A 19,657-nucleotide genomic window follows, 5' to 3' on the forward strand; every position below is an offset into this window, starting at 1 on the left:
GCATGCCTGATCCAGGAAAAGGACGCTTACCCCGGGCAAGCTTGTTGCTGCTTCTAAACCTCCTCGCCTTCCTGGGCCTGGGGCTCGGACTGTCCGCCGTTGTCGTGGTCAGCCTTGATCCAGCGTTTCTTCCAGCCGATGGCGCATCCATGGCGGCAGATTCGGCATCTCTCCTGCTCAATGCCATCCCCCCGGCACTGGTCGCGATCCTGCTGCTGGCGCTGACACGACGGGGCGCGCTCTCGCTTCTGATAATGCTGTCGCTGATGGTCGCAGTCCATGCGGTCAATAGCGCGAAACTGGAACTTCTCGATACGCCGCCGCTGCCCGGCGACTTCCAGTTCCTGGCCCACCTCGGCCAGGACGCTGCCTTGCTGTCCCGCTACGTGTCAGCCACCCAGCTGGCATTGTCGGCTTGCATCGCAATGACCTGCGCATTGCTGCTCTATTTCGAAAGTCCCTGGACCGCCCTGTCCGGAAGGCGAAGGGCCATGCTGCTGGTCGCGGCTCTGTTCGCGAACGGTACCCTGCTACTGAAACTCCAGCCCTGGTCGACCGTGTATGCGGCGCCTCTGAAGGGCTTCGAAGCCTGGTCGCCGGCCAGCTCCGTGGCCAGGGACGGCGTAATCGTGACCTTGCTCAACTACAACTGGCGGATGAACTACGCTTCCGTGCATGTCAACCATGCGGCAACAACTGGAATTCTGCGGAGACACCCGCTGCCGCCCCCAGTTCCCGAGCCCGTCGAACTGCCAGACATCATCGTGCTCCAGAGCGAATCGTTGTTTGATCCGGCCCGGTTGCGTGGCGTGGACGAGGGCATTCTGCTGCCGCAACTGCAGCACCTGATGCGCAGCAATCGACATGGCGATCTCTGGGTACCGGCTTTCGGTGGTGGCACCATCCGGACCGAATTCGAGGTCCTGACCGGCCTGGCAATGCGCAGCTTTCCCGAAGTCGAGTATCCCTATTTTTCCCTGGCTATCTCCGGAACCGTATCCAGCCTCGCCAGCGTACTCGGCCAGAAGGGTTACCGAACAATCGCGGTGCATCCCAACTCGCGCGATTTCTGGAATCGGGCCAGTGCATTCGGGCGGTTGGGGTTTGAGGAATTCGACGCCGCCGAGCAATTCGTCGACGCCAATCGCATTGGCTACTATCCCAGCGATGCCGATCTTGTCGATCATGTGCTTGCGCGGCTCGATGAGACGAAGGGTCCGTCCTTCATATTCGCGATCAGCATCGAGAATCACGGTCCTTACGACGACTTTCCGAATGCCGATCCGGACCACCTGGCCGCACAGCCCGTGCCCGCCAACCTGACCGCCTCGGCGGCTGCGCGCCTGCGCGGGTATTTCTATCATCTGGAAAATGCAGATCGAGAGCTGGGTCGACTGGCCGAGGCCTTGCGCGGCCGATCGCGACCCAGCCTGCTGCTTTTCTACGGCGATCATCTGCCTGCGTTACCCAGGATCTATTCCGAATTGGGCTTCGAAGACGGTGCCAGCGGCCCCTTGCAGCCGGTACCCTGGCTGCTGGTGGACAGCCAGCGTTCCCACCCGACCGCGAACAGCGAATCGACCGCCTCCTTCTATTTGCCCGCCTTGCTGCTCGACGCGGCCGGTATTGATGATCGCGGCTACTTTCGACTCCTCGAGTCGCTGCGCCGGGTTGACTCGCCAAAAGGCGGCTGGACACCGAATGAAGACCAGGGTCTGGTTGCGCTGATGCAGCTGCAGCAGCGAGGCCAGCTTTCGGTGCAGCCCTAGGGACACGATGCGCCCTGGCTGCGTATAGAATGCAGCCGCTACCCGACAGCGCCGTGTGGTCGGGTGAGAGCGAGGCATCATGGACAAACCCTCTGTCAGCAGAACTCCCTATTCCGATGGAAAGCCCGCTCGAAAGCCGGCAAGCGTCGTCCGGTCGACCGTCGATGAAACCGCCGGCCTGCTCGGTGCCAGTGGCCCGCTTCGCTTCGGCCATGGCCTGATCTCGACGATCATTGCCCTCAGCCTCGGCACCCTCTGCCTGCTCGGCGTGCTCGCTTTTCATTTTCCCGAGTACCTGACCACGCCCGAACTGCGTCGTCAGTATTCCGTGGAGGTATTGCGTCAGGCATTGCTGGTTGCGCTGCTGGTCGCGGGCGGACTCTCGCTGGCCAACATCATTCTCGGCGTGCGCCGCAACCTCAATATGCTCGCATTCGCACTGGTCATGATCGCAGTGGCCCTCGGCGGTTCACGGGTTCCGGTGGGCGATTTTCCGGACAATACGCCCTACATCGGACTCGACTGGTTCATCCTCGACCTGCTCGGCTCCACCCTCGTCTTTGTCGCCATCGAGAAGCTGCTGCCGCTGCGCAAGGGCCAGCCGGTTTTCCGCAAGGAATGGCAGACCGACCTCAAGCACTTCGCGGTCAATCACTTCCTCGTCGGCCTGATCCTGCTGACCGTAAACTTCGTCATCCACAACGCCTTTGGCTGGATGGTGCAGCACGACTTCCAGCTGGTCGTGCAGGGGATCTGGTTCGTACCGCAGCTGCTGCTGTGCATCCTGGTGGCCGACCTGTCCCAGTACTGGACGCATCGCGCCTACCACGAGATCCCGTTCCTGTGGAAATTCCATTCGGTTCATCACAGCACCAAGTCGATGGACTGGCTGGCCGGTTCGCGTCAGCACGTGCTCGAGGTCATTGTCACGCGCGTTCTCGTGGTCGCCCCGCTGTTCGTGCTCGGCTTCAGCGAAGCCGTGATCAACGCCTACATCATCATTGTCGGATTCCAGGCCGTGCTCAATCACGCCAACGTGCGCGTGCCATGGGGGCCTTTGCGGTACCTCATCGTGACCCCGGATTTCCACCACTGGCACCACGCCTCGGACGACGAGGCGATCGACCGCAACTACGCCGCCCACTACGCGTTTCTCGACTACCTTTTCGGTACGGCGGTCAAGGCGGATCGCTCGCTGCCCAACCACTACGGCGTGGTCGGCGATTACATGCCGGATGGTTTCTTCGCCCAGCAGATGTTTCCGTTCCGGGCCCGGCCCAAGGGCTGACCGGTTCTTGCGGGCCCGTTTGCCAGGGGCAACAGGGGCAAAATCTCGTTAAAATCAGCACACTCCCCGCAAGCGACCCTCCACCATGATGCAAATGAAGGGCCTGTTCCCGGTCCCGTTCGGGTATGACCAGTACCCGAATCCCGAGGCGCTCAACACGGCCCTGCGCCGCCTGTTCCTGGCTCGAGAGGCCGAGGGCTCACGGCATGCCAATCCGGGCCCGATCACGCTGCGCAACGAGCAGTTGTTCGAAAGTCATTTCAAGCTTTTCTCTTGGCCGGATGCGGAAATCGTCGAACTGCGCAATTTCTGCCTGTCGCGACTGGCCCAACTGGTCAGCGAACTGAACGGCTATGACGAGCGCACTAGGGCACGCCTGGATATCCGCACCGATGCCTGGTTCCACGTGACCCGCCGCAATGGCTTTTTCGGCGTGCACAACCATCCCCTGGCCAGCTGGTCCGGCGTGTATTGCGTGTCTGCCGGAAAGAACGATGCCGACCAGCCCGACAGTGGCCTGCTCAATTTCCTGCACCCGCATATCGGACAGGCCATGTATGTCGATCCGGGCAACGAGCATCTCAAACAGCCGTTCGGCATCCAGAACTACGGGCTGATGCTGCAACCGGGACAGCTTGTCCTGTTTCCTTCGTGGCTCCTGCACCAGGTGTTGCCGTTCTACGGCGAGGGCGAACGCATCACGGTCGCGTTCAACTGCTCGTTCAGCCTGCGCTAGCGCTTTGGCCGGCAGGCACGACTGAATTCAGCCTTGCCCTTCCCTGCGCTTCGACCCGATCGCGGCGACCCGGCCCCTGCCGGACCCACCCTGACGGTACGGCCTGCGGGCAAGCAGCCCAGCGCTGGTACAATTCCGCTCTTCCCCTCGCTTCAAAGATTGGTATCCGTCATGTCCGTCCCCGCCAGCTCGCTCGCGCCAGCCATCGACACCGACTACACGCTCGAACACAAGTACACGCGCAAGGAAGGACGAATCTACCTTTCGGGTGTGCAGGCATTGGTGAGACTGCCGCTGATGCAGCAGATGCGCGATCGCGCCGCCGGGATCAACACGGCGGGATTCATCTCCGGCTATCGCGGGTCGCCGCTGGGAGGATTCGATCTCGAGCTCTGGAAAGCGAAGAAGCACCTGAAGTCCTCCAATATCGAGTTCACCCCGGGACTCAACGAAGACCTGGGTGCAACCATGGTTTGGGGCACCCAGCAGACCAACCTGTTCGAAGGCGCGAAATACGACGGCGTATTCTCGATGTGGTACGGCAAGGGTCCTGGCGTGGACCGCTGCGGCGATGTGTTCAAGCACGGCAATGCCGCCGGCACCTCGAAGTTCGGCGGCGTGCTGGCGCTTGCCGCGGATGACCATGCCTGTCGTTCGTCCACGCTGCCGCACGGCTCGGAACTGGAATTCGTTTCGGCAATGATGCCGATCCTCAATCCCGCAGGTGTCCAGGACATCCTCGACATGGGCATGCTTGGCTGGGCGATGTCGCGCTTCACCGGGCGCTGGGTCGGCTTCAAGACAATTGCCGAGACGGTCGAATCCTCGGCCTCGGTCAATGTAAATCCGCACCAGCTCGACATCGTCATGCCGGAAGATTTCATCCTGCCCGAGGGCGGCCTGAACATCCGCTGGCCCGATCCGCCACTGAACCAGGAAATGCGCCTGCATCAGTACGCGGTGCAGGCGGCGACGGCATTCGCCCGCGCCAACCGCATTGACCGGATCGTACTCGACTCGCCAAGGGCGAGACTGGGCATCGTTACCACGGGCAAGAGCTATCTTGATGTACTGCAGGCGCTGGAATACCTCGGCATCGACGAAAAAGATGCACGCGAGATCGGTATCCGTGTCTACAAGATCGGCATGACCTGGCCGCTCGAGCCGGTCGGCATCCGCGAATTCGCCGATGGCCTCGAAGACGTCATCGTTGTCGAGGAAAAGCGTTCTTTCATCGAATCGCAGATGAAGGAATACATGTACAACTGGACTACGCGTCCGAGCGTGGTCGGCAAGTACGACGAGGACGGCAACTGGGTGCTGCCCTCCACCAACGAACTGACCCCGGCCATGATCGCGCTGGTCATCGCCAAGCGTCTCGCCCGCTTCTTTACCAGCGAGGCAATCCGCTCGCGCGTCGCCTGGATTCAGGCCAAGGAGCAGGAGCTGACCCTGCCGCGCGCCAATTTTCCGCGCGCGGCGCACTACTGCTCGGGCTGCCCGCACAACACCTCGACCGCGGTGCCGGAAGGCTCGCGCGCGCACGGCGGCATCGGTTGTCACTACATGGTGACGTGGATGGACCGCAACACCGACACGTTCACCCAGATGGGCGGCGAAGGCACGACCTGGTGTGGCCAGGCGCCATTCACCGAAACCAGGCACGTATTCCAGAATCTCGGCGATGGCACGTATTTTCATTCCGGATCACTGGCGATTCGCCAGGCGATCGCGGCCAAGGTCAACATCACCTACAAGATTCTTTTCAACGATGCGGTGGCCATGACCGGTGGCCAGCCAGTCGACGGCACGCTCACCGTTCCCGATATCGCGCACCAGATGCGCGCCGAGGGCGTGCAGACCATCATCGTCGTCTCCGACGATATCGAGAAGTGGTCGAAACCCGAAATCTTCCCGGTCGGCGTCGAATTCTTCCATCGTGACGAACTCGATTCCGTGCAGAAGCGCATGCGCGAGATTCCCGGCACAACCGTCTTGATCTACGACCAGACCTGCGCGACCGAGAAACGCCGCCGGCGCAAGCGCGGCAAGCTCGAGGATCCAAAGAAGCGCGTGTTCATCAATTCGCTGGTCTGCGAAGGCTGCGGCGACTGCGGCGAAAAGTCGTTCTGCGTTTCGGTGCTGCCGAAGGCGACCGAATACGGGCGCAAGCGCGAGATCGACCAGAGCGGCTGCAACAAGGATTACTCCTGCGTGAAGGGTTTCTGTCCGAGCTTCGTCACCGTACACGGTGGCGGCCTCAGAAAGGCGAACAAGGCCGGCGCCGGCGAAGTCGATTTCGACAGCCTGCCGATGCCGACGATCGCCTCGACCCTGGATCGACCGTGGAACATTCTGGTTACCGGCATCGGTGGTACGGGTGTGGTCACGATCGGTGCGCTGATCGGCATGGCCGCGCATCTTGAGGGCAAGGGCAGTACCGTGCTCGACCAGACCGGCCTCGCCCAGAAGGGTGGCGCCGTCACCTGCCACCTGCGCATTGCCAGAGAGCCATCCGATATCCATGCCGTGCGCATCGCCGCCGGCGAAGCCGACCTCGTGCTCGGTTGCGACATGGTCGTGGTCAACGACTACTGGGCGCTGTCGAAGATCCGCGCAAAGCGCTCGAACGTCGTTCTCAATACCTATGAGGCCATGCCCGGCACATTCACCACACATCCGGACATGCAGTTCCCCGCACAGAAGATCATCGATGCCGTACGCACCGCTCTCGAGGGCGATGAACCGGAATTGATCGATGCGACCCAGCTGGGTACCGCCCTGCTCGGCGACACGATCGCGGCCAACCTGTTCATGCTCGGCTACGCCTGGCAGAAGGGCTGGGTACCGGTGAGCCTGGATTCGCTGATGCGCGCGATCGAGCTGAATGGCGCGGCAATCGAAATGAACAAGGCCGCGTTCAACTGGGGCCGCATGGGTGCGCACGATGTCGCCCTCGTGCGCAGGGCGGCCGGGGTTGGTGCCGCAAAGCTTCCCTCCGGCGCGATTCCGCTCAATCTGCCGATGCATCCGGCAGGCGCCAAGACCGGCAACGGCGACATCGCCACTCCGAAAGGTGCCGAGGCACTCGACGACCTGAGCCTCAGCACTTCACTTGAAGAGCAGATCGCCCGCCGCGTCGCGTTCCTCACCGGCTACCAGAACGCCGACTATGCGAAAAAGTACAAGTTACTGGTCGACAAGGTGCGTGGCGTCGAGCAGGAAAAGACCCCGGCCTTCACCAGCCTGACCCAGGCCGTCGCACGCTACGCATTCAAGCTGATGGCCTACAAGGACGAATACGAAGTCGCGCGTCTTTACACCAGCGGCGATTTCGAGAAGAAGATCCGCGAGACGTTCGAAGGCGACTACAAGATCCATTTCCATCTTGCCCCGCCCCTGCTGGCGAAGAAGGATTCGGAGGGCCACCTGCGCAAGGCCGAATACGGACCCTGGGTGTTCAAGGCATTCCGCATACTGTCCAGATTGAAGGGGCTGCGCGGCGGCGCGCTCGACATCTTCGGCTACACCGCCGAACGCAAGATGGAGCGCAGGCTCATCGCCGACTACTTCAGGCAGGTCGATGAACTGCTGGCTGGCCTCGACAGCGAAAACCACGCGCTCGCCGTAGACATTGCCTCGATACCCGAGCACATCCGCGGCTACGGGCACATCAAGGAGCGTTTCCATGCCGATGCGATGAAGCGCCAGGATGATCTGCTCAGCGCCTGGCGCAATTCGTCAGCGGGTCGAAACGCCGCCTGAGCGCGCGCTCGGGTCGGCAGCTCGCTGCCGACCCGAATTCGATCAGGCAAACGCGTCAATGCCCATTGCAACGCGCTCTCGCAGTCCGGCCAGCATCTGGCGCTCGGTCAGGCCCGAGGCCCACTCGGGTCGCAGCTGAAAGTGCGGTTGATCGACGATGGTTCGCCAGTTCCCGCCCCACTCGAGACCGAGCTCCTCGCCGAGCGCGCCTACCGCCTTGTACATCGGTGATTCGCCAAGGTACTGATTGCGCTCGAACAGGCCGACATCGAAGGCGATGCCGAAGTTGTGATTGGAATAGCCGCCGCGCGCGTTGGTAACGACGTTCCCGGGCCGGGTTCGACCCTGCGCGTAGAGCGCATCCTGCTCGGCGTAGCTGCGCGATCCGCTGATGATATTGATGACAAGGCCATGACTCCTGGCCTTGAAGTAGAGCGCACGGGCGTAGGGTTGCACGAGCGGATGCAGGGTGGAGATCACCTTTTCGCTGCGCGTGTTGGCCCGGTCTTGTGTTTCGCTCAGGGCGGCGTCGAGGGGCGAACCACGGTCAACGATCCGCTTGTAGATGGCACCCCAGGTTTGCGGGCCGGCACGTCCATCCACATCGACACCCAGCTTTTCCTGGACGGCACGGACCATCTCTTCGATCTGCATGGCTCATCCCCCTGAGTTCGATCGATGCCAAGCATACGCCGGTGGGTCGGCGCGCCGAAAGCCGGTGGCAGTCCGGAAGGTCGGCGGCTTTCGCCTTGCGGAGCCCGAGCATGGCCCGATCGGAGTGCAATCCCGTGGTGGCGATCACATTTTCGTGACCGCGCATTCGGCACATTGGAGCCATGCCATGGACACGCTGGCCGAGCTGACCGCCATCAGACCCCGGACTAGCAGCGCTTTGGCATGCCGCAAGGCGCTTTCGCAACAAACCAACCGAGTCATCGCGTAGCCGAGGATCCATCCATGCCAGCCAACTTCAACGCCGAGGAATTCGACACCGCGCTGCGCCAACTCAAACAGGCTGCACCTGCAGTGGCGCCGTCCGCTCCTTCAAGCGAGCCGATCGCGGCAGGCCAATGGCAGCAGAGCGAGAAATTCAGGGTGCGCGTGATTACCGCCCGCACCAAGCTCAAGTTGATGCGCGATCGCAGCGAAGCGCTGCGTGATTCACTCAAGCGCTTCCGCGATCAGCAGGCCTGCGCGAATCGCGCCTGAAGCGAGCGCGATAACGCCATCGAAAATCACGTTGCATCGGGTGCCACACGGCGTGGATCCGGGCCATGCGGCGGACTGATCCAGTCGCCATCGCTGGCCCCGGGATTCTGATTCCATCGCGAAGTCCGCGAAACCGGACTCAATCAAACCCGTCTGAAAATATCCGATCGAGCTGATCCGCTCGGCATTGCGCCCCGCCGGACTCTATCCGGATATTGTCAATGGCCCAGCCGCTGCGGGTAACATTGGTATCGCTGGTAAGGCGGAAACGCAGGCGCAGATCGGCGAGATTCTCGGTCGATGCGGGCAACGCGATGCGATTGTCTTGCCATGTCGTGCGCCCCGAACACTGGTAGAGCGTGGTCCAGTTGGCGCCGGCATTGACGGAAACCTCTACGCGCCCGAAGTCGTAGCCCGCCTCGGTATCGCAACGATCGTCGAACTGCAGGATGCTCTCGGAGTAGCCCGTGGTGTCGATGCTTCGCGTGAGACTGCTGTTCAGATTGTTCTGATACTGCGGAGTAGCCCAGACGAATCCCGCATTTCCAGGCACTGCGTTCGTGCGCACCCAGGGCGACTGTGCGGTCCAGCCGCTGTTGCCCGTTTCGACGTCGTCGTCCAGCAAGGTACAGGCTCTGAGCAGGGAGACGTTCCTGGTCACGACGCCACCTGCTGCCAGAACCGTGCCATCGATATCTTCTCCCAGATAGCCTTGCGGCGGGTCGACGCGGATGTCCACCGTTCCCGCAAGCATCGTGCGCGAGTAGCCTCCATCGACGGGATTGCTTGAAGCCGTACGAGACTCTCCGCTGGACGGATTGGTCACGCGCAAGGACGTTGCCAGCGGCGCACCCGTGTCGAAGGCGGTGATGCTGCCGGACAGGGTGGCGATGGCACTGGCGTCCGCCACTTCAACGAACACGGCATTCGGGGTGCCCGGCTGAGTAGAGGCATCCACACCCTGCACGAAGAGCAGGTGCTTGCCGTTGCTCAAACCCGTGGTGGAGATACTTGCACTGGCATCCTCCATGGGGCTGTCGAAGTTGCCGTCGTCCGCCTGCAGGGCTGCGACTGCCAGGGCACCTTCCCAGGGCAGGCCACCGAAATAGGCGGATGCCGAGACAATGTTCTGCACGGGCTCGGCAAAATTGACCTGATTGAAGCGACTGTCATCCAGCCTCGCGGCTATGGAAACCGCAGTGCCTGCGGCAACGAGATCGGGAGTTGCTTCGATGCGGGTCACATCCGGACCGCCGGGCAACAGATAGGGTGCATGGAGACTGCGAGCAGCGTAGCGCAGCGCCAGAAGGTTTTTCGGCAGCGTATCCTGCAGGAATGAAGTGCACGGCTGAAAGAAGGCCTGATCGAGCTCGAAGGTGTAGGACGGAGCGCCCAGTGCTCCATAGAACGTGTCGACGGTGGTGCCATCGGTCGGATAGAGCGTGTCCGATTGATCGGGAGAGTATTGGTTGAACCAGCCCATGCGTTGGCCAAACCTGCGCAATGCGGCGCCATTGGGAGCCGCATCGGAGCGATCACCCCACGACCACAGAATCAACGATGAATAGCTGTGAAGGTCGAGAAACATGCCGGGGTAGTTGTCCGGCGCGGCGTCGCCACCATCACCTGCCACGGTCGGTGGCTGCATGGGGCCGTCCCTGAGATCGGGCAGGATGCCGCCAGTGCATACCCCATCGCTGCTGCAAACGCCCGCCACGTAGCTGACAAGATTGTCGGTCTCGGGCTCCGACTGGAAGGCCGGCCCGCGATACGTGGTATCGCAGGCAAGGCTGCTCGACCCGCCATCGCCCGGAACGATGCCCCAGTGGAAGGGAAAATTGCGGTTGAGATCGACGCCGGAGCTGTTGCCGCAATTCGCCGCAATCGTGTTCGTGTTCTTGCGCCACGAAATTCCGGCCTCGGCCTTCTTGCGGCCATCCGGATTGGCCTGCAGGATCAGATGAAAGTTGTGATGATCGACCAGCCAGGTCGCTTCAGGATCGGACCCGTAGCCATCCAGAAGCCACTCTGCAAAGCGCGTATTGAGTTCGGCTGGCGCGTATTCGCGCGCATGGATCGAGCTGAATACGATCATGTCCGGCTTGTTCGGAATGCTTGCATCGGTCGCCGAATTTTCAATGCGCAAGACGCGCATGGTGTAACCCTCGGCAGCATTCTGCGTGCGCTCCCAACTGGGGCCGATGTCGACGATCCGGGCCAGGCTCGAATGGGCCGCGACCAGCTGATCCATGGTCGCGTAGGTTTCTTCCACCGTGCGGTAGCAGGCATAGCCGGGGATGCTGCGTCCGCGATCGAACACTTCCGCGTAGAAGGTACGCATGTTGGCCGTCTCGGCCAGGTCGATCGTGTAGGTGATTTCCATCCGATCCAGCAGGGCCAGTTGCGCATCGTCGGCAATGAGACGCACTGTCTGTCGCTTGCGATCGACATCCAGATGCTGGAAGTGGGGCGCAATGCGCGCCAGATCGGCCGGCGTCTGCCAGCTGGCGTCGATCGACCATTCCTCGGCTGATGCGGGAGCGGCGCAGATCAGGAACGCGGCTAGGACCGACACGGGCATTCGCATCAATGGAATTCCGACTTCTTCCTGGGCCCTCTAGTCTAGCAGCGCAAGCGGACCTGCCTCAGGCGCCTTTCAGTAGCCATCGCCATCATCGAAGTACGGGTCGGATTCCAGCGAATCCTGGATGTCGACGACGTGTTCCTCCGCGCAATCCGGATCATGCATGTAGGCGATGTTGAGCAAGGCGTCACCGCGATTGACCAGGGGCAGGTTGGTGCGTCCGATGATGAGGCCCTTGCCGGTCGCCAGCACATCGACCTCGCTGTCGCCGAACGGATCGGCAACGATACCGAGTCGATCGCCCTTTTCGACCGCTTCGCCGATGGTCTTGAAGGCACGCAGCAACCCGCCCCTCGGCGCGCGCACCCATCGCGTTTCCGACGCTTCGAGTGGCGCCGCTCGGCGCTCGCTCGAATAGCGACCCGGCAACATCCGCAAATAATGCAACACCGAATTGATGCCGCGCACGCCGGCCCTGACAGGCAGTTCGTCGAAGCGAAGGGCCTCGCCGGCTTCGTACAGCAGGGTTTCCACGCCGGCCGCTTTCGCGGCGGCACGCAATGATCCTTCGCGGACGCTGGACGTCAGCGTGATCGGTGCGCCAAAGGCGCGCGCAAGCTCCTTGAGTCGGGCAGAACTATCCGGGCTGATACGGACCTGCGGAAGATTCATGCGGTGCTGCGCTGCGCTGTGAAGATCAATGCCGAACTCGCAACGGCGCACCACCTCGTTGAGAAACAGGTCCGCAAGTTGAGCCGCCAGCGAACCGCGCTCCGAACCCGGGAAACTCCTGTTCAAGTCGCGTCTGTCTGGCAGGTAGCGCGACTGATTCAGAAAACCGAATACATTGACAATCGGAACCGCCAATAGCGTTCCCGACAACTTGTTCAACGCCGCGTTCTGCAATACGCGCCGGATGATATCGACTCCGACAATCTCGTCACCATGGACGGCCGCGGACAGAAAGACGACCGGGCCCGGCTTGCGTCCGTGGATGACGTGAACCGGCAGGCTGACCGGTATGTGGTTGGCAAGCACGCTGACCGGAAGCTCGACGGTTTGCCTGGCGCCGGCCGAGATACTGACGCCACCGATCTCGAAGAAGCTCCTGCTCTCCCTGGTTCTTTTTCCTTTGCCCGTGCCAGACGGCGTCCTTGAATCGGAGGACATCAACCGCGGCCCTTGGTCTTCGTCTTGCCCGGGCGCGCATTGCGCTCGAGAAAGGTAATGATCTGGCCAGCCACGTCGATGCCTGTTGCCTTTTCTACCCCCTCCAGACCCGGTGAGGAGTTGACCTCCATCACGACCGGGCCGTGGTTGGATCGCAGCATGTCGACGCCGCAGACGTTCAATCCCATGGTCTTGGCTGCGCGAATCGCCGTTGAACGTTCTTCCGCCGTTATCTTGATGGGCTGGGCGCTGCCGCCGCGATGCAGGTTGGACCGGAACTCTCCTTCGGCGCCACGGCGGCGCATGGCAGCGACCACCTTTCCGCCGATCACCAGCGCGCGGATATCCTCGCCACCGGCTTCCTTGATGAATTCCTGCACGAGGATATTGACGTGCGCGCCACGGAACGCCTCGACCACCGACTTCGCCGAGCGCGGTGTGTCGGCCAGAACCACGCCGATACCCTGGGTGCCCTCGAGCAACTTGATCACCACGGGCGCACCGCCCACCACCTTGAGCACTTCTTCGGTCTGTTTCGGATCCTGCGCGAAAGCCGTCACCGGCAGGCCGATGCCATCTCGCGCCAACAGCTGCATCGAGCGCAACTTGTCGCGCGAGCGACCGATGCCCACCGATTCATTGAGCGGATACACGCCCATCATCTCGAACTGACGCAACACGGCCAGGCCATAGAAGGTGATCGACGCACCGATGCGCGGTATCACCGCGTCGTAGCCGGTGAGCTTCTGACTGTTGTAGTAGACCTCGGGTCGATGCGACGTGATGTTCATGTAGCAACGCAAGGTATTGACGATGTCCAGCGTGTGGCCGGCCGCCTCCGCCGCCTCGACCAGGCGCCTGTGCGAATAGAGATTGGCATTGCGTGCCAGCATCATGAATTTCATGGAGGTTCCGGATCAGGTCCTGGGCTTGGATTTGGGCTTCTTGATGACCGTCGTACGCACCGGTGCACCGACATGGTTTGTGGAACTGATCGGCCCGGCCAGTCGCGTGCGCGCCGGGTCGACGACGAACTTTCCCTTCAGTGCCGAGCGCCCGATCAGCATGGGCAGCTCCATGTCCGAGCGATCCGTCAGGGTGACTTCGGTCGCCCAGACCTGGCCGGCAAGGCGCAGGGCGAGGATCACGACCGGGCGAATCTGCGCCGTTCCGGTCGAACTCCTGATGGTGCGATGCTCGGCCACGGGCAACCGGAATCGGTGGCGCCTGGACTGGTCGATGTCCGGAAGGTCAAACTCGATCCACATGGTGGACCGGCTCCTGCTGTACTTCATGTCGACCGCATGCAGGGCCGAAGTGCGCGCCCCGGTATCGAGCTTGGCCGGCAATCGGATGTTGCCGAGGTCGGGCAGGACCACCGATTCCTTCCAGCCAAGTACCTTCTTGTTTCCTGCACTTCGCAACGGTTTGAGCTCGTCACCAACCGCACGCCGCGAAGCCTTCGCTTCGCCTGCGGATCGGGATCGGTTGCTGGACGGGGCGGCAGCTTTTCGCATGCCGGCACTATACGCGGCTGGCCCGCCGGACAACGATCGCCGCAAGTCACGTTCAGGTCATGCGCGGCGTGTCGGTGCGGCCGGAACCATGGCCGATTCGAACTCCTGGACAACGCGGGTCAGGTGCGGTGCATGCCGCTATTGCCTGCGCGCGACAAGGACGAGCGCGATGCCACCGAGGATGGCCATGGCGGTCAGGCCCAGGCGCAGGCTGAGCGATTCTCCGAGCAGAAGGACGCCCGCAACGCCCGCCAACACCGGCACGCTGAGCTGGACCGTTGCGGCCTGGGCGGCCTTGAGCCAGGGCAGAACGGTATACCAGATGGCATAGCCGCAAGCCGATGCGAGTGCGCCGGATGCGGTGGCATAGGCGATCCCGTCCGGAGCGACCCGGATCGCATCGTGCTGGACGAGGCTCAGCGCAACTGCGAACGGTACCGCGCGCAGAAAATTTCCTGCCGTGGTCCAGATCGGGTCGCCGCCGCCACGTCCACGCAGGGAATAGACGCCCCAGGCAGTACCGGCGGCAATCATCCACAGCGCGCCAATCAGTGGCGGTCTCGACAGACCGGGCAGGAGCAGGCCCAGCAGTCCTCCCGTGGCCAGCAGCAGTCCCGCCACTTGCGCAGCCCTGAGGCGCTCGCCCATGGCAAGTCCCGCGACTATCATCGTGATCTGCACGGCGCCAAACAGCAGCAAGGCGCCGGTCGCGGCAGACAGGGACACGTAGGACATCGAAAAACCGGCGGCGTAGACAAACAGTGCAAGCGCCGAAATCCAGCTACCGCCGACACCGGGCCCGTGCTTTCGGCGAAGTCCGAGTATCCCGAGCATGAGCGCGCCCGAACCCAGGCGTAGCGTCGTGAAACTGGCCGGATCGATGCTGGCATCCATGAGCGCTGCACGACAGAGCAGCGAATTCCCCGCGAAGGCCAGCATGGCCAGTGCCGTCAGGGCCAGCAGGCGAGGCAGGGACAGGATGGCATCCGGCGTGCGAGGCGTGGGCATTTTCTGCGGCTCAAGTATGCTGGACCCATTCTAGGGGGCCTTGTGCCAGGATAGGGACGGAGGCGCCTGCCGCCATGGAGAATCCATCCGCATCATGTTGATCGCCCTGACCCGAAGGATCAGTTCCCGTCTGGCCGACTGCGAACTCACCCATCTGCAACGCGCGCCAATCGACCTGGCTCTGGCCGAGCACCAGCATCGGCGTTACCTGGAAGTCCTGGCGCGAGCCGGGTGTGGTGTCGTGGAGCTTGATGCAGAGCCCGACTTGCCCGATTCGGTTTTCGTCGAGGACATTGCCATCGTGCTCGACGAAATTGCCGTGATGACGCGCCCTGGCGCCGCGTCGCGCCGCCCGGAGAGCGCGTCGGTGGCGACCGCGTTGAAGGACTACAGGGCACTGCTTCGCATCGAGGGAACGGGGCAGCTCGATGGCGGGGATGTGTTGCGCATCGGGCGGTCCCTTTATGTGGGCCAGTCCAGTCGCAGCAATGCCGAGGGCATCTCCCAGTTGCGCGATCTGGTGGCCGCTCATGGCTTCGAGGTGCAGGCGATTCCGATCCGGGAATGCCTGCATCTGAAGTCGGCCGTGACCGCACTCGATGACGAGACCGTACTCGTGCAACCGGCCTGGGTGGACCCGGGCCACTTCGACCGGTTTCGAATCCTGGAAGTGGATCCTGACGAGGCGCATGCCGCCAACGTCTTGCGAATTGGCGATCAACTGGTCATGCCGGAGTGTTTTCCGCGCACGCGGAATCGAATCCGGTCCGCCGGCTTCGATTCCCATGTCGTTGATGTCTCGGAATTGCAGAAGGCGGAAGGCGCCGTCACCTGCTGCAGCCTGGTTTTCGAATCCGTTCCAGCTTCGACTGCGCGACCCGCCTAGTCGAGAAATTCCTTGCGCAGATCGACCGTGCCACGCTTGCCGATCGCGTCGTGGTGCTCATTCAGCCATTGCCCGGCGCTGGCGCGTCCGAGATCGCGCAGGCCTGCAAGAAACTGCATGTCGGTGCTGATCTTGGTCGCTGCCGAAAGCGTGCCCATGAAAGCGTCTGCGCGGATCAGGTGCACGAGTACATGGCGCATGCGCCTGGCGTATTCAGGCTTGAGCCAGCCTTCGCCGAGCTGACGGCTGACAAACTCGACTGCGCGCATCTCGCGCATCAGCGACGAATTGAAGCTGATCTCGTTGACGCGATCCTCTATTTCCGCGGGCGTGGTCGGCACATCGTCGCGCCACATCTGGTTGACCATGACCACGACGACATCACGCGTTGCCGTCTCGTAAAACAGCGGATAGAGCGCGGGGTTTCCGACGTAGCCGCCGTCCCAGTAGTGCTCGCCGTCAATCTCAACGGCCTGGAACAGATGCGGCAGGCAGGCCGACGCCATGACTGCATCCACCGACATCGCACTGTTGTTGAAGATGCGTACCTTGCCGCTGCGCACATTGGTCGCGCACAGGAACAGCTTGACCTCGCCGCAATGGCGCAATGCCTCGAAATCCACACAGCTCTCGAGCAGATCCCGCAGCGGGTTCACGTTCATCGGGTTGAACTGATACGGCGAAAACGTTCGCGTGAAGGATTCCGCAGCCCACTGCTGTGCGGCGAGCACCGGATCCACCCCCGCGTTTTTCAACGGATTCGTTGCGGCCATTGCGGCAATCGGATTGAGCATGGCCCCCAGCTTGCCGACGCTCTCCCAGAATTTCGCGAGACTGGCGCGTGCGCCTTCGTGCCCACCGTGCATCAGGCCATGCGCGACCAGTACGGCATTCATCGCGCCGGCACTGGTACCGCAAATGCCATCGAAGCTGACTCTTCCGTCCTCGAGCAGTCGATCGAGCACGCCCCAGGTGAACGCGCCATGCGAACCGCCACCCTGCAAGGCCAGGTTGATCGGTTTTGTGGCGCTGTCGATTGGGAACTTGACCTGTCGTTCGGCTGTTGATCGCCGCGCCGAACCGGGAGAGTGCTTGCCGGATGTCGCCATGGGTTTTCCTGCGGAGTCGAAAGCGGGAACGCGGATGCACGGTATTGCTGGATTGGCGAACGATACGACAATGCCAGTCTCGATGCCTCGATCTTCACTGTGCCGGCCCGCTCGGCCACACCTTGAAACCAAGCCGAAGGCATCCACTCTCCCCTCAACGCCATCGAATCAGGACTGGGCCATGGCCCTCAAGCTGGATCACGTTACCCTGCTCTCAAGCAAGCTCGAGGACAGCATGCGCTACTACGACGCGCTGCTGCCCCTGCTCGGTTTCAGCAAGTTGCGCAACCACGTGTGGACCGATGGCGAGGGATTCTTCTTCCAGTTTCGCGCGGCGAAGTCAGGAACCACGCCGTACGAACGCCACGGGGCCGGCATGAATCATCTCGGTTTTTCCGTGGCCAGTCCGGACGAGGTATCGGCCATTCGCAGCCAGATGGCCGAAGCCGGATTCGAGGTTCCCGAGATTCAGAATCTCGGCGGTGTCACTGCGCTGTTCATGAAAGATCCGGACGGCATCCGCTTCGAGATCAGTCACTACCCCGAAGGCACCTCGGTGGTGGACTGAGTCCCCGACGGACTTGCTCAGGCACTGACCAGCACGTCGGTCCTGCGGCACGCTTGCTGGGACGTGGCTACCGATAGCCTTTCGCCTGCAGCGAAAACAGATGCGCGTAGTGCCCTTCCTGCTGCACCAGCTTGGCGTGGCTGCCATGTTCGATGATGCGGCCGTCCTGAATCACGATGATCTGGTCGGCCATGCGCACGGTCGAGAAGCGGTGTGAAATCAGAATCACGATCCGGTTCGTCGACATGGCGCGGAAGTGCTCGAAGATGGTGGCCTCGGCTTCGGCATCCATGGCCGCAGTCGGTTCATCGAGTACCAGGATATCGGCCTGCGAGCGCATGAAGGCCCGTGCCAGTGCGATCTTCTGCCACTGGCCACCGGACAGTTCACGCCCATCGTTGAACCACTTGCCGAGCTGGGTGTTGTAGCCATCCGGCAGCTTGTCGATGAACTCGCTGGCCATGCCTTTTTCGCTGGCCTCGCGCCACATGGCTTCGTCTTCGAAATGGGCCACGTCGCCGGCGCCAACGTTCTCACCCACGCGCATCTGGTAGCGCGCAAAATCCTGGAAGATCACGCCGATGCGTCGGCGCAGTGCGACCTCGTCCCATTCCAGCAGATCGGTTCCATCGAGCAGGATGCGCCCGCTATCGGGCGAGTAAAGTCGCGTCAGCAGCTTGATCAGGGTGGTCTTGCCGGAACCGTTCTGGCCGACCAGGGCCAGGGATTCTCCAGGCCGGATATGCAGGTTGATATCGATCAGCGCCGGCGCTTCGGCGCCCGGATAAGTGAAGCTGACATTCTCGAAGCGGATGCCGTCGCTGGGATCCGTGCCTTTCGTTGCCGTGCCGGTCGATGCACGCACGGGCGTTTCGAGATATTCGTACAGCGTCGACAGATAGAGGTTGTCCTCGTACATGCCACCAATCGAAGAAAGGATCGCCGAGACCGCGGACTGGCCCTGCCGGAACAGCATGAAATACATCGTCATCTGGCCCAGGGTGATGCGCCCCATCACGGTCGTGAAGGCGATCCAGGCGTAGGCACCGTAAAGCGTAAGCGTGCCAATCAGGCCCAGCCCCAGGCCCCAGCTGTCGCGGCGCAAGGTCAGGCTGCGATCGGCACTGTAGAGCTTGTGAAAAATGCGGCGATAGCGATCCAGCAGCATCGGACCGAGGCCGAACAGCTTGACCTCCTTCGCACCATCTTCGCGTGCCAGCACGGTCTCCAGATACAGCTGCATGCGCGTTTCCGGCGAGCGCCAGCGAAACAGCGTGAAGGCGTCGCCGGAAAACTTGGCTTCGGCGATGAAGGCAGGCAGGCCGGCCAGCAACAGCACCGCCATGGCCCAGGGCGAAAAGCTGATCAGCAGCACCGCGTAACTGCTCAAGGCGATCAGGTTCTGGGCGAGGCCGAAGGTGCGATTGATCAGCGACAGCGGTCGACTCGAAGCCTCGCGACGGGCCCGTGTGAGCTTGTCGTAGAACTCCGAATCCTCAAAATGCGCAAGATCAAGAGTCAGCGCCTTTTCCAGAATCATCACGTTGACGCGCTGACCCAGTTGCGCACGCAACAGGGACTGACAGAATGAAATGCCGCGCTGGGCAGCGGCCATGGCGACCACCAGCAGGCACTCCAGCGCAACCAGCCAGAACAGCGGCGCCAGATCGGTTGCCGGATCGATCTGAACCGCTCGCGCGGTATCAACAACGCTGTCGACGATCTGCGCGCCGACCCAGGCAATGCCGGCCGGCAGCAGGCCCGCAGCCAGGGTCAGCAGGGCCAGGCCGATGGTCAGCGCGCGACTGGTTGACCAGACCAGCTGCACGGCCCGGGCACTGAACCGGAATGCCCCGCGAAACCCGCGATTGAATTCGACTTTGCCGGAAGTGGGCCGGGTCCCGTGCGCACTCATTGAATCAGTCCTGCCCTGTCATTGACCCGCGAGCGCCTGATATGGGGGCAAATTCGCGCGGCTAAAGCGTGCCGGTGAGCCAAAGCACAATTGCGTAGAATTCCCCGAAGCCAGTTCATGCAGCAAGGAAACC

Annotated in this window: 15 protein-coding genes; 7 read left to right on the forward strand and 8 right to left on the reverse strand. The window is 62.2% G+C overall.

Translation table 11 applies throughout. From position 1 onward, the window contains the following. Positions 1–2: 2 nt before the first annotated feature. From R3F00_RS09895 to R3F00_RS09910, 4 genes are all read left to right on the forward strand, one after another. Positions 3–1,769, forward strand: coding sequence for an LTA synthase family protein (locus R3F00_RS09895; protein WP_371281617.1), 1,767 nt, complete (start codon positions 3–5; stop codon positions 1,767–1,769). A 79-nt stretch (positions 1,770–1,848) separates the two neighbouring features. Continuing rightward, positions 1,849–3,057, forward strand: coding sequence for a sterol desaturase family protein (locus tag R3F00_RS09900; RefSeq protein WP_371281618.1), 1,209 nt, complete (start codon positions 1,849–1,851; stop codon positions 3,055–3,057). A gap of 85 nt (positions 3,058–3,142) precedes the next feature. Further along, positions 3,143–3,793 (forward strand): putative 2OG-Fe(II) oxygenase, encoded by a 651-nt coding sequence (locus R3F00_RS09905; RefSeq protein ID WP_371281619.1) that lies wholly within the window; start codon positions 3,143–3,145, stop codon positions 3,791–3,793. A gap of 171 nt (positions 3,794–3,964) precedes the next feature. Continuing rightward, positions 3,965–7,558: an indolepyruvate ferredoxin oxidoreductase family protein gene (locus R3F00_RS09910; protein ID WP_371281620.1), complete on the forward strand. Its 3,594-nt coding sequence runs from the start codon at positions 3,965–3,967 to the stop codon at positions 7,556–7,558. 42 nt (positions 7,559–7,600) lie between these two features. Here the strand turns inward: R3F00_RS09910 and R3F00_RS09915 are convergent, their stop codons facing one another. Beyond that, positions 7,601–8,212, reverse strand: coding sequence for a M15 family metallopeptidase (locus R3F00_RS09915; RefSeq protein WP_371281621.1), 612 nt, complete (start codon positions 8,210–8,212; stop codon positions 7,601–7,603). Positions 8,213–8,515: 303 nt separating this feature from the next. Between R3F00_RS09915 and R3F00_RS09920 the strand changes: the two genes are divergently transcribed. Further along, the gene (locus tag R3F00_RS09920) at positions 8,516–8,767 is read left to right on the forward strand and encodes a hypothetical protein (protein ID WP_371281622.1); all 252 of its coding nucleotides are present in this window, start codon (positions 8,516–8,518) and stop codon (positions 8,765–8,767) included. Between the two features lie 139 nt (positions 8,768–8,906). Here the strand turns inward: R3F00_RS09920 and R3F00_RS09925 are convergent, their stop codons facing one another. From R3F00_RS09925 to R3F00_RS09945, 5 genes are all read right to left on the reverse strand, one after another. Then, positions 8,907–11,342 (reverse strand): M14 family zinc carboxypeptidase, encoded by a 2,436-nt coding sequence (locus R3F00_RS09925; protein ID WP_371281623.1) that lies wholly within the window; start codon positions 11,340–11,342, stop codon positions 8,907–8,909. An 81-nt stretch (positions 11,343–11,423) separates the two neighbouring features. After that, entirely contained in the window at positions 11,424–12,521 is a 1,098-nt protein-coding gene (locus R3F00_RS09930) for a succinylglutamate desuccinylase/aspartoacylase family protein (RefSeq protein ID WP_371281624.1), read from the reverse strand. Then, the gene (rimK, locus tag R3F00_RS09935) at positions 12,521–13,426 is read right to left on the reverse strand and encodes a 30S ribosomal protein S6--L-glutamate ligase (protein WP_371281625.1); all 906 of its coding nucleotides are present in this window, start codon (positions 13,424–13,426) and stop codon (positions 12,521–12,523) included. Before rimK ends, R3F00_RS09930 begins: the two co-directional genes overlap by 1 nt. A 12-nt stretch (positions 13,427–13,438) precedes the next feature. Beyond that, a complete protein-coding gene (locus R3F00_RS09940; protein WP_371281626.1) occupies positions 13,439–14,038 on the reverse strand; it encodes an ATP-dependent zinc protease in 600 nt (199 codons plus the stop codon). A 138-nt stretch (positions 14,039–14,176) separates the two neighbouring features. Next, positions 14,177–15,046 carry a DMT family transporter gene (locus tag R3F00_RS09945; RefSeq protein ID WP_371281627.1) on the reverse strand — a complete coding sequence of 290 codons (870 nt, stop codon included), beginning with the start codon at positions 15,044–15,046 and terminating at the stop codon, positions 14,177–14,179. Between the two features lie 94 nt (positions 15,047–15,140). Here R3F00_RS09945 and R3F00_RS09950 point away from each other — a divergent pair, with 94 nt between their 5' ends. After that, the gene (locus tag R3F00_RS09950) at positions 15,141–15,932 is read left to right on the forward strand and encodes a dimethylarginine dimethylaminohydrolase family protein (RefSeq protein WP_371281628.1); all 792 of its coding nucleotides are present in this window, start codon (positions 15,141–15,143) and stop codon (positions 15,930–15,932) included. Here R3F00_RS09950 and R3F00_RS09955 read toward each other — a convergent pair. Next, on the reverse strand, positions 15,929–17,041 hold the full coding sequence (locus tag R3F00_RS09955; protein WP_371281629.1) for a patatin-like phospholipase family protein: 1,113 nt from the start codon (positions 17,039–17,041) through the stop codon (positions 15,929–15,931). The genes R3F00_RS09950 and R3F00_RS09955 overlap by 4 nt on opposite strands. A 181-nt stretch (positions 17,042–17,222) precedes the next feature. Between R3F00_RS09955 and R3F00_RS09960 the strand changes: the two genes are divergently transcribed. Then, positions 17,223–17,609: a VOC family protein gene (locus tag R3F00_RS09960; RefSeq protein ID WP_371281630.1), complete on the forward strand. Its 387-nt coding sequence runs from the start codon at positions 17,223–17,225 to the stop codon at positions 17,607–17,609. A 67-nt stretch (positions 17,610–17,676) separates the two neighbouring features. Here the strand turns inward: R3F00_RS09960 and R3F00_RS09965 are convergent, their stop codons facing one another. Beyond that, the gene (locus R3F00_RS09965; protein WP_371281631.1) at positions 17,677–19,524 is read right to left on the reverse strand and encodes an ABC transporter ATP-binding protein; all 1,848 of its coding nucleotides are present in this window, start codon (positions 19,522–19,524) and stop codon (positions 17,677–17,679) included. Between the last annotated feature and the right edge of the window lie 133 nt (positions 19,525–19,657).

Origin of the sequence: Dokdonella sp., from assembly GCF_041395345.1 — a bacterium.
Lineage (GTDB): Bacteria > Pseudomonadota > Gammaproteobacteria > Xanthomonadales > Rhodanobacteraceae > Dokdonella.